Source organism: Rhizobium sp. PDO1-076 (genome assembly GCF_000247475.1).
Lineage (GTDB): Bacteria > Pseudomonadota > Alphaproteobacteria > Rhizobiales > Rhizobiaceae > Allorhizobium.
In genome coordinates this window covers 1-15278 of sequence record NZ_AHZC01000014.1, presented here as the reverse complement: position 1 = coordinate 15278, position 15278 = coordinate 1, and the positions used below count along the sequence as shown (strand labels likewise).

Sequence of the window (15278 nt, the reverse complement as noted above, 5' to 3'; positions counted from 1 at the left end):
GCTGACCATATCGGCCATGACCCGGTTCAGCGTGGAGACCATGCCCTCCAGTTCGGCAAAACTCGTCTGGCTATCGATCCTGATTTCTTTCGAGGTCGCAGCATTGGGCACGACTGAATTCGCATCCAGCAGATGATAGTCGTAGAGAGCACCGGATCTGGTCATGCCGGAATAGGAACGGGTCAGCGTTCCATCGGCGGCATTCTCGGCAGACACCAGCGTTGATTTTGCCGTGTCGAAATCGATCATGTTGATCGACAGATCGCCCTCGCCGCCGCCGGTAACCGATGCCACCATAGAAGAAACCTTCGGCTGCGACCCAGCCTCCACCTTCAGCCAGTTCTGGCCGTTGAAGGCACTGCTTTCCACAACCGTATTCAACTGGTCCTTCAACTGGCTGATCTCGGAATTGATCGCTTGCTTGTTCGATCCCACGGCCGTGGCGAGCACCAGTTTCGACTGGATCTGCGCGACCAGGCTCGTGGCTTCCCTGATCCCAACGGCTGCCGTATCCGTCAGGGCTGCCGCCAGACCGTTCGCATCCTCGACGCTCGACATCGAAACGCTGCTCGCCTTCATCGTCGTCGCGATCGACCAATAGGCGGCATTGTCCGCCGCCTGCTCGACCTCCCGCCCGTTCGCCGCCTGACGTTGCGTGCGCTCAAGCGCGGATGTGGAACCCGCCGGCATCGCAAGTGCACTTGCGGATGTCGAATTGAAGGATACCGAAGTCATTGAGAACCCTTGTGTCGCATATCATGTCGAGCAATGCCGCATGCATCATGCGCGGCCGTCCTCAAGACACAGAATGCCACCAAGGGTTTGTCGTTCGATTGAGCCAATCATTAGAATTCGAGAGAATAGTCAAATTCCACATTGAACGCGGCTAGTCGGCAGTGGGCAGCCGGCGCATGGTGAACTCGATCTGGTCGCCGTCGAGTTGGCGCCAGCTCTCCACCTCGGTCCAGTAGGCAGCCTTCGGGAAGGCATCGAACCATTCGCGCGCCTTGGCGCGGGCCTCGTCGCGGGTGAGGCAAAAGGTCTCGCGGACAAAATGCCCGCTCCTGCCGCCAGAAGCGGCAGAACGATGGTCGGCGATGCGTTTTTTCAGGCCGTTAAGCGGTGGCGGACCGGGTATTCTCGTCATGTCATACCTCGCATGACATGACATTAGTGCGCCGCACGGCGATTGGCGAGTCGATTTTCCGGGGACGGTTCCGCCTCGATATGGCCGGACCCATCTCAACCTGCTAATCGACGCATGAGCACGCAACGGGGAAAATCATGGAGCGACCGGACCTGCCGAAAGGCCTTCCAGCCGACATAGAGGACAAGAAGAGTGTAGCGCGCGCTTGGTTCGAAAGCCTGCGCGATACGATCTGCTCGTCCTTCGAAGCGATTGAAGACGATCTGTCCGGTCCGCTGTCCGATCGAAAGCCTGGTCGATTCACGCCCAAGGACTGGCTGCGCGACAATGGCGAGGGCGGTGGCGGCCGCATGTCGATGATGGAGGGCCGTGTCTTCGAGAAGGTCGGTGTCCATACGTCCACGGTTCATGGTGAGTTTTCGCCCGAGTTCCGCAAGCAGATGCCAGGCGCTGAAGAGGATCCACGGTTCTGGGCTTCCGGCATTTCGCTGATCGCCCATCCGGTCAATCCCAATGTGCCCGCCGTGCACATGAACACACGCATGGTCGTCACGTCGAGCCAATGGTTCGGCGGCGGCGCCGACCTGACGCCGGTGCTCGACCGGCGGCGTACCCAGGAAGACCAGGACACCCGTCTCTTCCACCGGGCGATGGAAATCGCCTGCCACCGCCACGCCGATATCGCCGACTATGACGCCTACAAGGCCTGGTGCGACGAGTATTTCTTCCTCAAGCATCGCAATGAGCCGCGTGGCGTTGGCGGCATCTTCTTCGACTGGCTCTATCCGCAGGAGGAAAAGGGTGGGTGGGATGCGAATTTTGCTTTTGTCCAGGATGTCGGCCGCGCTTTCAACCTCGTCTACCCCAAGATCGTCCGCAGCAATTTCAATACGCCATGGACGGAAGAAGAGCGCGACGAGCAGTTGATCCGCAGGGGACGTTACGTGGAGTTCAACCTGCTCCACGATCGCGGCACGATCTTCGGTCTGAAAACCGGCGGCAATGTCGAATCGATTCTGTCGTCCATGCCACCGGTGGTCCGCTGGCCCTAGGCAAGACGCGATGGCAAGGCCGTATATAAGTTATCCACTGGTCCTGCAGACGGCAGTGGATAAAGAATACGCTAAAATAACGGAAGCTTAGCTCCGGCATCGCGAATGCTTGACGGAAATCATTGCATTCAACGGGTTCCTTGCTCATTCTGCGGCTTCACGCAGTTTCGAGGAGGAGAATGCGATGGCCCAGTCTGTTACTGCAACCATTCCCGCAGTGAGTGAAACCGCCGCCCGTGCAATTGACGCTCCCGAGTTGATCGATCGCCTGGCCGAGCGCTTGCGGGCATCGAGCGATGTCGATCTTCCACATTCCTATTTCGTCGAGCAGGTCCGACTTGGTTTGGGCGGCATGGATCTGGCGGATCAGATGATCGCCAATGACATCGAGGGTGCCGGTCGCAAGCAGCAGAAGACCGCAGCGCAATCGGTATTCCATGCCTGGGCAATGCCCGACTGACGCGCAGGCGCGACAGACATACAGATAACAACGGACGATCCACCAACCACCGCCTGCATCCGCCCGTGCCCGACACGGGCGGCTTTTTATCACCACGCATGAACAATCGGCCGGCTTGGTCGTTGAACCTCAATCGGCTGGTACCAAAGGGCGAGTGCCCTATGGCTGAAAACGGAGGAGGCTATCATGAAAAGCTTTGAATGTGGAACCCTGGTCCCGGGCTGCAACTGGCACACCCGGGCAGAGGAAGATGCTGAAGTGGTGCGCCGTGCTGTCGAGCATCTGCGCACGGCACATGGCGAGGACATCATACGTCCGGCCATGGTCGACAACATCAAGGCGCGCATCCGAGCCGAACAGAAAGTCGATAGCTGACAGCATGAAAGGCTGAACTGGCGGAACGCTGATCGGGAGGATCAGCCTTTCGCCAGGTCTGCGATGCGGGCCAGCAGTTTTTCACGGTCCAGCGTGAAATTCGACGCGATCCAACCGGCCTCGACCTTGGCAAGGATGTCACCGACGGCTGGACCGGGTGGAACCTGCGCTGCCAGTACGTCACTGCCCTTGACCGGCAGCACAGGTCTTGCGAAACGCTCGGCACGCTGCAGCAGGGCCGAGAGGCGTCCGGTTCGCGCCATCGATTTTGCATCGCCATCGGCCTGCATGCGCGCCGATGCGAGCTCAAGCTTCAGCATCGCGATCATGCCTTCCTTGCCGAAATGATAAAGGTCGCGATCAAAGGCCACGTCGGTCGTCGTCTCGGACGGCTTCGGCGCTTTGGCAAAACGCTCGAGAGCCTGCGCCTCCGCATTGGAGAGCTTCAGCCGCTCCGCCATCGCCGCGACCCGCGCAGCATCTTTCGGCACGATCGCCGACAGCCGCAACAACGGATCGATGGCCCAGCCCAGCGCCTGTTCAGCCGCGATCAGCCCCGGAATGGCGTCGATGCCCCATTTTTCCGTTCTCCGGCAGGATCTCTCCCAAAACGCCCGACTGGCGCATCCACAACAGCGCCCGGCCCGGATCGCGCGCCGAGAGCAGCTTCTTCATCTCGCTCCACACCCGCTCGGCCGACAACGTCTTCAGTTTCTCGCGTGCCCTGGCGCAGGCCTTCAGCCCCGCCGCATCCGGACGGCCATGGCCGTAGTAAGCGAAAAAGCGGAAGAAGCGCAGCACGCGCAGATAGTCCTCGGCGATCCGCTGCTCCGCGTCCCCAATGAAGCGGACGGTGCGCGTCTCGATATCGGCCAGCCCGCCGACCAGGTCGATCACCTGTCCGTCCTGACCGGCATAGAGACCGTTGATCGTCAGGTCACGGCGTTCGGCATCCTCCTGCCAGTCCGCCCCGAACGCCACCTGCGCCCGCCGCCCGTCGGTCTCCACGTCGCGCCGCAAGGTCGTGACTTCATAGCCTTTGCCGTCCAGGACGAGCGTGACCGTGCCATGTTCGATGCCGGTTGGAACGGCCTTGATGCCCGCCGCCTTGGCGCGAGCGATCACCTCTTCCGGCTGAAGTGTCGTTGCCAGATCGATATCGCTGACCGGCAGTCCGAGCAGACCGTTGCGCACGGCGCCGCCCGCGACCCGAACCTCGCCGCCATCGGCATTCAGCAAGGCAAACAGCCGTCCGAGCGCCGGGGTGCGGAACCAGTCCTGCTGTGAAAGATCGGTCATGCATAAAGCCTTTCGTAGAGCGTCCGGATAATACCGGCGGTAATGCCCCAGATCTGGCGTTCGCCATAGGGCATCACGTAAAAATGGCGGACCGCACCCTGCCAGACCCGGCTGTCCTGGCGGTGGTTTCGCGGGTCCATCAGGAAGGATAGCGGTACTTCGAAAACGCTGTCGACTTCGGCCGGATTGGGCGTGATCGTGAAACCGGGCTGCACCACGGCCAGCACCGGCACGATGCGAAACCCGGTGCCCGCCAGATATTGCGGCAGGCGGCCGACGGTTTCGACATAGGCCGGATCGAGGCCGATTTCCTCATGCGCTTCGCGGATCGCAGCCTCTTCCGGCGACACGTCGGTCTCGTCGATGCCGCCGCCCGGAAAGGCGATCTGTCCGGCATGCTTGCGCAGCTTCGTCGTGCGCTTGGTCAGGATCAGCCGCGCCTCGTCGCCATCGTCGATGATCGGCACCAGGACCGCGGCATCCTTGAGCTTCAGGCTTTCGATCTCGATGACGCTGGCGAGGTTCAGGACGTGGTCGCCGTGATCGCGCCATGCCTGATCGACCGGCCCGCCGGCCTGGTTCAGCGCCCGACGGCGGAAATCGGCGGCTGAAAATTCAAACCCGTTCATCGCGACAGCCGTTCGAGTTCATCCGCCGGCATAACCGGAAAGACCGCCCCGCCAGAGCAGACCACGAACATCGCGCGTCCATCAATCTCGCGCACTTCGCCCTTTTCCACCAGCTCATACACCACGGCGCGCGATACCAGGGCTTCGAGCCTGCCGCGCACATGCAGGTAAGGTTTCAATTCGTGGTTCTCGCCATGGATGACAAATTGCAACGGATGTTCGTCTCCTGCCTCGACGACATCGCCGACATTGGTGCGAAAGGTCAGCACCTGCACGCCGTCAATTTCGCTCGCACTCATCTCGACAGCGACGAAATGCGCATCCTGGATGCGGATGCCAACCTTTTCCACAGGCGTGACGAGATAGGTTTTTCCATCCTCGTCCTTGCGCAGAACCGTCGAAAACAGCCGCACCAAGGGCGCTCTGCCGATCGGCGTGCCCATATAGAACCAGGTCCCATCGGCGCGGATTTCCATATCGAGATCGCCGCAAAACGGCGGTTCCCAACGATCCACGGGCGGCAAACTGGCCTTTCCGCCCTCGGTCTGGGCTGCGGCGCGCGAAATCAGCGCCGCCAGTCCGGCCGCGTCCGTCGTCGCTTTCAGCGTGTCACCTGCCATATTCGCGTCCCGGTTTGGTCTCTAACCTATCACAGTCACGAGATAGTCATTCGGAACGTGCTTGTCAGCCGCTTGTTCGCTAATAAGTTAGTTTCAGACGCTGCGGATCGCGTTCGCACCCGATTCGCCGGAATAGGCCGAACCAATTGGAGCTAACCATGGGCATGATGCCAAATCCGGATGCCGCACTGGACGACAAGGCGATCATCGAAGCCGCCGAAAAGGCGCTTGCCGACATCGCCAATATCCGCGCCGAAGTCGGCAAGGTGATCTTCGGCCAGGAAAAAGTCGTCGAAAACACCCTGCTTGCCATCCTGTCTGGCGGCCACGCACTGCTGGTCGGCGTACCTGGCCTCGCGAAAACCAAGCTGGTCAGCACGCTCGGCACGGTTCTCGGCCTCAACGGCAATCGCATCCAGTTCACCCCCGACCTGATGCCCTCCGATATTCTCGGCACGGAAGTGATGGACCAGGACGAGAATGGTCGCCGCTCCTTCCGCTTCGTCAAGGGGCCGGTGTTTGCCCAATTGCTGATGGCTGACGAGATCAACCGCGCCAGCCCGCGCACCCAGTCGGCGCTGCTGCAGTCGATGCAGGAATATCATGTGACGATCGCCGGCCAGGCCTATCAACTGCCGGCCCCCTTCCACGTGCTGGCAACCCAGAACCCGCTGGAACAGGAAGGCACCTATCCCCTGCCCGAAGCCCAGCTCGACCGCTTCCTGCTGCAGGTTGACGTTCTCTACCCGGAACTTGCCGCCGAGCGGCAGATCCTGCTGGAAACCACGGGCGTCAGCGAAAACCGCGCCAGCAGTGTCGTGAATAGCGAGCGTCTGCTGGAAATCCAGAAGCTGATCCGCCAGATGCCGGTTTCCGACACCGTCGTCGATGCCATCCTGTCGCTGGTGCGCTCTGCCCGCCCCGGTCATGGCAATACGGAAACCGATAAGAACGTTGCTTGGGGTCCGGGTCCGCGCGCCGGTCAATCGCTGATGCTCTGCGCCCGCGCCCGAGCCCTCTATGAAGGCCGCCTCGCCCCCTCCATCGACGACGTTCATGCGCTGGCCGAGCCGGTGCTCGAACACCGCATGGCCTTGACCTTCGCCGCCCGCGCCGAGGGCATGACCGTTCGCGACGTGATTGACGGTCTTGTCAAAAGCCTTCGGGCATAAGGAGGCATCGCCAAGGTGGCATCGATCGGCCAGATCGTCGAGCAGACCTCAAGCAGCGAAGTGCTGAAACGCGCGCGCCAGCGTGCTGTTCTCGTGCCCGATTGCATGGTCGAGGCAAAACGCATCGCCAACACGGTGATTGCCGGCTGGCATGGTCGCCGCAAGCGCGGCATTGGTGAAAACTTCTGGCAGTTCCGTCCGTATTCCGATGGCGAAAGCTTCGCCCGCATTGACTGGCGCCGCTCCGCCCGCGACGACCACACCTATATCCGAGACCGCGAATGGGAAGCCGCCCATACCGTCTGGCTCTGGGCCGACATGTCGCCATCGATGATGTACAAATCGAGCTTTGCCTCGGTCTCCAAGGAAAGCCGCGCCGTGGTGCTGATGCTGGCCTTGGCCGAAATCCTGGCACGCTCCGGCGAGCGCATCGGATGTCCGGGCATCATGGAGCCGATTTCCGCCCGCAACGCTGCCGAACGTCTGGCGACGGCCATCATGCACGCACCGCTCACCAGCGGATTGCCCGACACCCGTATGATCCGCGGCGCCAGCGACATCGTCCTGATCGGCGACTTCCTCGATGACGCAGACCGCGTCATGGAACGCATTACGCCGCTCGCCCGTCGCGGCCTGCGCGGCCATGTCGTCGAGATTGCCGACCCGGCCGAGGAAACCTTTCCCTATACCGGCCGCACCGAATTCACCGACCCGGAGACCGGCGAAAAGCTGGTATCCGGCCGCGCCGAAAGCCTTGGCGACGACTATCGCCGCGCCTATATCGCCCGCCGCGACAGCATCAGCGACCAGTTGCGCCGCATGGGCTGGAGCTTTGTACACAACCGCACGGATCGCCTCGCCTCCGAAGCGCTGGTTGCCATCCACATGCATCTGTCGGGCATGACGCCTGCCGTTGCCCGGAGCACCGGCCCATGAACGCCCTCCCGCTCGCCTTCGGCGCTCCCGCGATCCTGATGGCTCTCGCAGCCCTGCCGCTGATCTGGTGGCTGCTGAAGCTCACGCCACCGCGCCCGAAGGCGGAGGTGTTTCCGCCACTGAAAATCCTTGCCGGCGTGCTGAAGCGCGAGGAAACGCCGTCGAAGAGCCCATGGTGGCTGACTTTGTTGCGCATGATGATCGCCGCCCTGGTCATCTTCGCGCTGGCCGATCCCGTGCTCAATCCGCGCAACGCCTCGCTGTCGTCCGATGGCCCGCTCGTACTGGTCGTCGACAACGGCTGGGCAACCACCGCGGACTGGGATCGCCGTGTCGAATCCGCAACCACTCTGATCGGCGACGCTGGTGACCGCAACATTCCGGTGTCGATCGTCTTCACCGCCGACCAGACGCATGACGCCGTGCCCGGTACATCCGCCGCAGCCTTGGAGAAGCTTGGCGCGGCAGCGCCCAGGCCGCTGCGTCCCGACCGGACCCGTGCCATCGACGCCCTGCGCACGGCCCTTGCCGAAGACCGCGCCGGCACGCTGGCCTATATTTCGGATGGCGTAGCACTTCGCGACGACGATCCGTTCCTTGGCGATCTCGCAGCCCTGTCACCGGTCGAGTTTCGCCTGATCGAAGGATCCGGCCTGGCAACGGTCGCCATCACCGGCGCCAACAATGGTGCCGATGCCCTGACTGTGACCCTGTCACGCCTGAAAGGTACCGAGGCGCAGAGCCTGATCGTCGATGCCCAGGACCGCCAGGGACGCGTCATCGCCTCAGGCCCGGTCAACTTTGCAGCCGGCGCGACCGAAGCCAGCGGCGATATCGCAGCGCCATTCGAGCTGCGCAATGATTTCGCCCGCCTGTCGATCGCAGGCTCGGCCAGTGCCGGGGCAACCCACCTGCTCGATGACGGTTTCCGCCGCCGCAAGGTCGCCCTGATCTCCGGCGACAGTGGCGATGGTTTCCAGCCGCTACTCTCACCGCTCTACTATATCGAGCGCGCGCTCGGCCCCTATGCCGATCTTGTCAAGCCCGGCATGACCGACCTTGCTGTCTCCATTCCGGAAATCCTCAAGCAGAACCCATCCGCGATCGTGCTTGCCGATGTCGGTCGGCTGCCGGCCGATGTTTATGAACCGCTCGAGCGCTGGATTGCCCGGGGTGGCACGCTGATCCGCTTTGCCGGCGCCCGCCTCGCCGCAGCCCCCAGCGGCGATCCGCTCGTGCCGGTCATCCTGCGCCAGGGCGAGCGAGCCCTGGGCGGTGCCTTGTCCTGGGCCGAACCGCAACCGCTTGCGGACTTCCCCAGCTTCGGGCCCTTTACCGGCATGGCGCGCGCCGATGGCATTCTGGTCAAGCGCCAGGTTCTGGCCGAGCCGACCCCTGATCTTGCCGAGCGCACCTGGGCGAGCCTTGCCGATGGCACGCCGCTGGTCACCGTCAAGGAAAGCGGCGCCGGCCGCGTCGTGCTCTTCCATGTCAGCGCCGAGGCGACCTGGTCGGACCTGCCGATTTCCGGGACTTTCGTCGAAATGCTGCGCCGGATCGTGCAATTGACCCGCGTTGGCGCCGCAGAAGCCCAGCCCGGCCAGGCAACTGCCCCGACGCTTGCACCCTACCGCCTGCTGACCGAGCGCGGTGCGCTGACCGCAGACGCCGGCAATGCCAAGCCGCTCGATCTTGGCCCGGCGCGACCAGAGGCGGCAACCTTCGACAACCCGCCCGGCCTCTACGGTACCGAGGACGGCTTCGTCGCGCTTAACCTGCTGCCCCCGGACGCGACGATCAGGCCGATCCCAAGCGCGGCAGGCTTGACCGTGACGCGCGAGCCGATGGCGGGCACGGAAGCGAAGCCGCTGAAACCAGGCCTGCTGATCACCGCATTCCTGCTGCTGGTGATCGACAGCCTCGTCGTCCTGTTCATGGGTGGCGCCTTCTCGCAGAGACCGCGCCGCGCGGCGACATCCGCGACCATGGCCGTCTTTGCCGCCCTGCTGCTCTTTGCTCCCGTGTCGCTGCGACAGTCAGAAGCCGCCGATGCCAAGCCCGGCGACGAGCAGATCCTCGGGCGGCTGGACAATACCCATCTCGCCTATGTCGTCACCGGCGAGAGCGACGTCGACCGCCTGTCTGAACAGGGCCTTGCCGGCCTCACCGACTTCCTCACCTATCGCACGACGCTGGAACCGGCCCCGCCCGTTGGCGTCGATATCGCCAAGGACGAATTGTCCTTCTACCCGATCATCTTCTGGCCGATCTCGGCCTCGGCACCCATGCCGTCTGCCGCCGCGATCAGCCGGATCGACGCCTATATGCGCGCGGGCGGTACCGTGCTGTTTGACACCCGCGACCAGTTTTCCTCGCTCGGCGACGACACCGGGCCGAGCGCCAATGGCGAGCGGTTGCAGGCGATCCTTGCCAATATCGACATTCCGCCGCTGGAACCCGTGCCCTCGGACCATGTCCTGACCAGGTCCTTCTATCTGCTCAACGGCTTTCCGGGGCGCTACAATGGCAGCCCGCTCTGGGTCGAGGCGCGCCAGGAAGCGCAGTCGTCGTCCAGCGGCGTTGCCTCCTCCGGCGACGGCGTGACCCCGATCATGATCACCGCCAATGACATGCTCGGCGCCTGGGCCATCGACACCAATGGCGCCAGCGTCATGCCCATGGTCCCGGCCGACGAGTTGCAGCGCGAAATGTCCTTCCGCTCCGGCGTCAACATCATGATGTACATGCTGACCGGCAACTACAAGGCCGACCAGGTGCATGTGCCGGCCCTGCTCGAACGGCTGGGGCAATGACATGACACTTGAATTCGCCCCCTTCATCCCCTGGCTTGCAATCGGCGTGCTCGCTGTTTTGGCGCTTGCGCTTTCGATCCTCGGCATGGTCCGCCATGTTCGCGGTACGCTGATCCGCTTTGCCGCTTCGGCAGCGGTATTGGCTGCCCTTGCCAACCCGTTGTTGCTGCAGGAAGACCGTGAAGCGCTGAGCACCGTGGTTCCGGTCATCGTTGATCGCAGCCAGAGCCAGCAGATCGCCGGCCGTGCCGAGCAGACCGACAGGGCGCTTGAGGGCCTGCGCGACCGCCTGTCGCGCTTCGGCAATATCGAGCCGCGCATAGTCGAAGTGACCGATCCGGCGACATCCGACGCGCCCTCGACCAAACTTTTCGAAGCCCTGAATGCCGCCATCACCGACGTACCGCCGGCCCGTATTGGCGGCGCAATCTTCCTGACCGATGGCCAGGTGCATGATATCCCCGGGGACAACCAACCCCTGCCCTTCAATGCGCCTGTGCATGGACTGGTCACCGGCAAAGCCGACGAATTCGACCGCCGCATCGAGATCCTGCGCGCGCCGCGCTTCGGCATCGTCAACGAGGAACAGGAACTGACCTTCCGCGTCTTCGACGACGGCAAGGCGTCCGATCAGCCCGCCGACGTAACCGTCAAGATGAACGGCGAGGATATCGGCGCGTTGACCGCCGTTCCGGGCACCGAGACGTCCTTCGCCTTCAAGGTCCCGCGCGGCGGCAACAATGTGCTGGAATTCTCCGTCGCCGGCACACCGGGTGAAGTCACCGATGTCAACAACCGTGCCATTCACCTGATCGAGGGCATCCGCGAAAACCTGCGCGTGCTGCTCGTCTCGGGTGAGCCGCATGCCGGCGAGCGCGCATGGCGCAATCTCTTGAAATCTGACGCCTCGGTGGATCTCGTCCACTTCACCATCCTGCGCCCGCCGGAAAAGCAGGACGGCACACCGATCAACGAACTGTCGCTGATCGCATTTCCGACCCGCGAGCTATTCGTCGAGAAGATCAACGACTTCGACCTGATCATCTTCGACCGCTACCAGCATCGCGGCGTGCTGCCGATCCTCTACTACGACTACATTGCCGAATATGTCCGCAATGGCGGTGCTCTGCTGATTGCCGCCGGTCCCGAACATGCCGGCGAGGATTCGATCGCGCTGACCCCGCTCGCCACCGTCCTGCCGGCCTCCCCGACCGGCGACATGCATGAGGCCGGTTTCTATCCGCGCCTGTCGGAACAGGGAAAACGCCATCCGGTGACCCGCGGTCTTGACGGGTCGGCGGTTGAACCGCCGCAATGGGGCCGCTGGTTCCGCAGCGTCGACGTCGACCAGACCACCGGCGAAACCGTGATGACCGCCGATGACGGTCGCCCACTGCTGGTGCTCAACCGCGCCAACGAAGGCCGTGTCGCCATGCTTCTCTCCGACCAGGGCTGGCTCTGGGCCCGCGGCTTCGAGGGCGGCGGGCCGCACGTCTCGCTTTATCGCCGCATCGCCCATTGGCTTATGAAGGAGCCGGAACTCGAGGAAGAGGCGCTGAAGGCCCGCGCCACCGGCAGAACCATGGAAGTCACGCGCCAGACCATCGGCGATGCGCCCGGCCCGGCGACGATCACCACGCCGTCGGGCCAGACGGAGAGCTTGAATCTTGCTGAAATTCAGCCTGGCCTCTATCGCGGCGAACGCCGGATGACCGAGACCGGCCTGTTCACCGTCACCAATGGCGACTTCTCGACACTGGTGCATGTCGGGGCCGTCGATTCGCCAGAATTCCGCGCCATGGTCTCGACCACGGAAACGCTTGCCGGCGTGACCGGCAAAAGCCGCGGTCTGCTCGCCCGCCTCGATGATGGTGAAGGTGGATTGCGTATTCCCGACATTCTGCCGGTGCGGGGCGATATCCGCACCGCCGACAACCGCCGCCTGATGATACGGCTGACCGATGAAACCGTGCTGAAGGGCGTCAATACCCTACCGCTGTTTGCAGGCTTTGCCGGGCTTGGCATCCTGCTGCTGGCCGTGTCTGCCATGTGGTGGCGCGAGGGGCGCTGAACGGATGGACGAACTGGAGCTATCCGACAGTGTCCCGGCGGAGGCCGAGGGTACGATATTGGCGAGCCTCAAGGCGCACAACGACGTCATGCTCGGCCAGACGGACCGCCGGAACCTATTCATTCCACTGACCGACAATCACGGCCACATCGACGGCGGTCTTGTCGGCTATACCGGACGGGGCTGGCTCTATGTCGAAATGCTCTTCGTCCCCGAGCGTCTGCGGCGACAGGGCATGGCCGGCAAACTATTGCAATGCGCAGAGCAGGAAGCCCGCGCCCGGGGCTGCATCGGCGCCTATATCGACACAATCAATCCGGACGCCCGCAGCGCCTACGAGAGGCAGGGTTACGAGGTTTTCGGCCGGATCGACGATTTCACCAGGGGTTTCGATATTACCTGGATGATCAAGCGGTTCTAGACACGGCATCCCGCCGGTTGGGACAACAACCCCGGTTAAGCTCCACGGATTGATCTGAAATACGACCTAACAACCTCTGTCTTGCGTGCTCTGCCCACCATAGATCCAAAGTAAGATAGCATCTTACCAATTCTAACAAACATGGGTTCGGATGAACAAACATCTGACCAGGCGGATGTCAGCAAAACCTGACGATAAAAACGCCGGGCGTCGCGATGCATCCATTTCCAGGAGCTTTGCCATGGCTTCCGACTACCGGTGAAATGCTGAATCGCTGGCTTGGCGACAATAGGCACCAGACCAGTCTGCGTATTCCATCTCGGATCAAGTGCAAGCCAGTTCTCCGCCAAAACTACGTTCAGGACGTCCTGATCCTTGAACGGATAGCGCTCGGGGTCCTTCAGAAAAATCTCACGAGCTTCCTTCAGAACATTGGTTTCGGGCAAAACCGACCAGTCGAACAGCAGGACACCGGCATTAAAATAACGCGCTTCTGCTGCCATTCCGATCCGGGACTTGCGCTCGGACATCTTGTCGGGAAACGCCATGAGGCAGTCGTCTACCGCTCCGACCGGATGCCCCCCCATGTCCAATGAAAACAGCGGAACGATCGACGCGACAGCCAGTGTGTCGGCGTCCAGATAGACAAGGCGGGAAATCGTCTCCGGCACCAGCGTATCCATGTACAATCTGGCAATTGTCGCGACACTCCAATAACCGAAATCATGCCCTTCCAACGAAGGGGGTACGAGATCAATCATCTCGATTGTGATTTGGTGGCGCGCGGCAAATTCGAGGACATCCCTTTTGCCCTTTGCATCCACATCCACGACCAGCAGGAACAACCGCGCCTTGACAGACCCGAGGTTGTTCCACGCAGACAGGAGTGCACAACATGCCGGCCCCAGCATACGCTCGTCGGAGCACACGATCACGGCCGATGACACCGATTGCATGGATGGTTCATCTTGTGTCATTGGGCATGGTCGATCATTTGAAGAGTGATGTCCTGGAAACGAGCAATCGAATGACTGCTTCCCACGTCGTCAGCCAACTTTCAAGCAAAGATGCCCGATTGAGGCGGAAGCCTCGATCTGCGTCTGTCGCCATTCGATGGCACCCCTCAACCGCGCATGCACGTTGGTGCCGATCGGCACGACCAACACCCGGTTGGCATCGACAGGGCCGGGAAATTCCAGTGCCTTGTAGCTGACCTTCTCGAATCCCAGCGGCATGTAATAGGGCGGGTCGCCGACGAGGATCACGGCTTCAGAGCCCTTGCGCCGGGCAGCCTCAATAGCAATCCGGACCAGTTCCCGGCCAATACCCATGCTCTTGTGCGACGGCCGGACAGCAAGCGGTCCGAGCAGGTGCCCCTTGACCGAACCCGCCATCACCGGGGTCATGCGCACGGATGCGATTGTCTCGCCATTGTCGGCGCAGATGAACGACAGCGACAGGTCATGGGGTCCCTGTTCGCGAATGCGCGCAGCGGCACGCGTATGCCGGCCGGGGCCAAAAGCTTCTTCGTTGATGAGTTCGATGGCAGCGTCGTGCGACGCATCCTCGGTGAGGTAGATAAGCCCAGAAGTGTTCATGGATGACCGAAACCCGCAGATAGACAGCAATAATGTTCGCGCAGACGCCTCTTGGCGTTCGTGAGCATCAGCGTCGTCGCAGGGTCCGTACTACGGTCATCGGGGGCTTTCTCGTTTCTTGCGGAATTCCCGATAGCAGCAAAATTATTTTGCGTCCAATGGAAAAACGCAGTGTTCAACCATCCGCCCCTCGCAATCTGCCCTATACGCCGTATTTTCAGGGCAAGTTGGGACCGAACAAGGATAGCACCATGGGAATGCTCGTAGACGGCGTCTGGCAGGACGTCTGGTATGACACGAAAGCGACCTCCGGCCATTTCAAGCGCGGCGCCTCGACCTTCCGCAATTGGGTTACCGCCGACGGATCGGCAGGCCCGACGGGCACCGCCGGCTACAAGGCCGAAGCCGGTCGCTACCACCTGTACGTCTCCTATGCCTGCCCCTGGGCACACCGCACGCTGATCTTCCGAAAGCTGAAGGAGCTCGAAGACCTGATCACGGTATCGGTGGTCGATCCGCTGATGCTGTCCAGCGGCTGGGAATTCCACGACCGCGACGGCGCAACCGTCGACCATCTCTTCGGCTCGAACTTCCTTTGGCAGGTCTATACCCGCGCCGACCCAAAGTTCAGCGGTCGCGTCACGGTCCCGGTTCTTTGGGACAAGCAGACCGACACGATCGTGTC

At 62.2% G+C, this 15278-nt stretch carries 15 protein-coding genes and 1 pseudogene; 9 read left to right on the top strand and 7 right to left on the bottom strand.

Annotation, left to right across the window (positions count from 1 at the left end; translation table 11 throughout):
- Together PDO_RS01380 and PDO_RS01375 are read right to left on the bottom strand one after the other, a co-directional pair.
- Positions 1–735: flagellin N-terminal helical domain-containing protein (locus PDO_RS01380; protein ID WP_007596849.1), on the bottom strand; the 735-nt coding region annotated here is incomplete at its 3' end.
- A gap of 151 nt (positions 736–886) precedes the next feature.
- Complete coding sequence (locus PDO_RS01375; RefSeq protein WP_007596847.1) at positions 887–1147, bottom strand: hypothetical protein; 261 nt, start codon at positions 1145–1147, stop codon at positions 887–889.
- Between the two features lie 137 nt (positions 1148–1284).
- On the opposite strand from PDO_RS01375, the gene hemF reads away from it, so the two are divergent.
- From hemF to PDO_RS01360, 3 genes are all read left to right on the top strand, one after another.
- On the top strand, positions 1285–2199 hold the full coding sequence (gene hemF / locus PDO_RS01370; protein WP_007596845.1) for an oxygen-dependent coproporphyrinogen oxidase: 915 nt from the start codon (positions 1285–1287) through the stop codon (positions 2197–2199).
- A gap of 184 nt (positions 2200–2383) precedes the next feature.
- A complete protein-coding gene (locus PDO_RS01365; RefSeq protein WP_007596841.1) occupies positions 2384–2659 on the top strand; it encodes a hypothetical protein in 276 nt (91 codons plus the stop codon).
- A 186-nt stretch (positions 2660–2845) separates the two neighbouring features.
- Positions 2846–3034 carry a DUF1059 domain-containing protein gene (locus PDO_RS01360; protein WP_007596839.1) on the top strand — a complete coding sequence of 63 codons (189 nt, stop codon included), beginning with the start codon at positions 2846–2848 and terminating at the stop codon, positions 3032–3034.
- Between the two features lie 41 nt (positions 3035–3075).
- On the opposite strand, the pseudogene PDO_RS01355 reads toward PDO_RS01360, so the two are convergent.
- From PDO_RS01355 to PDO_RS01345, 3 genes and pseudogenes are all read right to left on the bottom strand, one after another.
- Positions 3076–4333: pseudogene (locus PDO_RS01355) on the bottom strand (CCA tRNA nucleotidyltransferase).
- On the bottom strand, positions 4330–4962 hold the full coding sequence (locus tag PDO_RS01350) for a CoA pyrophosphatase (RefSeq protein WP_007596836.1): 633 nt from the start codon (positions 4960–4962) through the stop codon (positions 4330–4332). Before PDO_RS01350 ends, PDO_RS01355 begins: the two are co-directional and overlap by 4 nt.
- Positions 4959–5582, bottom strand: a complete 624-nt coding sequence (locus PDO_RS01345; RefSeq protein ID WP_007596835.1) for a DUF1285 domain-containing protein — start codon at positions 5580–5582, stop codon at positions 4959–4961. The genes PDO_RS01350 and PDO_RS01345 overlap by 4 nt, the downstream gene beginning before the upstream one ends.
- A gap of 158 nt (positions 5583–5740) precedes the next feature.
- On the opposite strand from PDO_RS01345, the gene PDO_RS01340 reads away from it, so the two are divergent.
- From PDO_RS01340 to PDO_RS01320, 5 genes are read left to right on the top strand one after another with little or no spacing between them, the layout of a single operon-like run.
- A complete protein-coding gene (locus tag PDO_RS01340) occupies positions 5741–6754 on the top strand; it encodes an AAA family ATPase (protein ID WP_007596833.1) in 1014 nt (337 codons plus the stop codon).
- A gap of 15 nt (positions 6755–6769) precedes the next feature.
- On the top strand, positions 6770–7690 hold the full coding sequence (locus PDO_RS01335; protein ID WP_007596831.1) for a DUF58 domain-containing protein: 921 nt from the start codon (positions 6770–6772) through the stop codon (positions 7688–7690).
- The gene (locus PDO_RS01330; RefSeq protein WP_007596829.1) at positions 7687–10503 is read left to right on the top strand and encodes a DUF4159 domain-containing protein; all 2817 of its coding nucleotides are present in this window, start codon (positions 7687–7689) and stop codon (positions 10501–10503) included. The genes PDO_RS01335 and PDO_RS01330 overlap by 4 nt, the downstream gene beginning before the upstream one ends.
- Position 10504: 1 nt before the next feature.
- Positions 10505–12574, top strand: a complete 2070-nt coding sequence (locus PDO_RS01325; protein WP_037072241.1) for a membrane protein — start codon at positions 10505–10507, stop codon at positions 12572–12574.
- A gap of 4 nt (positions 12575–12578) precedes the next feature.
- A complete protein-coding gene (locus PDO_RS01320; protein ID WP_007596825.1) occupies positions 12579–12995 on the top strand; it encodes a GNAT family N-acetyltransferase in 417 nt (138 codons plus the stop codon).
- A 35-nt stretch (positions 12996–13030) separates the two neighbouring features.
- Here PDO_RS01320 and PDO_RS01315 read toward each other — a convergent pair whose 3' ends face one another.
- Entirely contained in the window at positions 13031–13972 is a 942-nt protein-coding gene (locus PDO_RS01315; protein WP_081593116.1) for a glycosyltransferase family 8 protein, read from the bottom strand.
- 69 nt (positions 13973–14041) lie between these two features.
- Positions 14042–14593 (bottom strand): GNAT family N-acetyltransferase, encoded by a 552-nt coding sequence (locus PDO_RS01310; protein ID WP_007596821.1) that lies wholly within the window; start codon positions 14591–14593, stop codon positions 14042–14044.
- A 251-nt stretch (positions 14594–14844) separates the two neighbouring features.
- Here PDO_RS01310 and PDO_RS01305 point away from each other — a divergent pair.
- Positions 14845–15278 (top strand): glutathione S-transferase family protein (locus PDO_RS01305; RefSeq protein WP_007596818.1); only part of this gene is annotated, 434 nt, incomplete at its 3' end.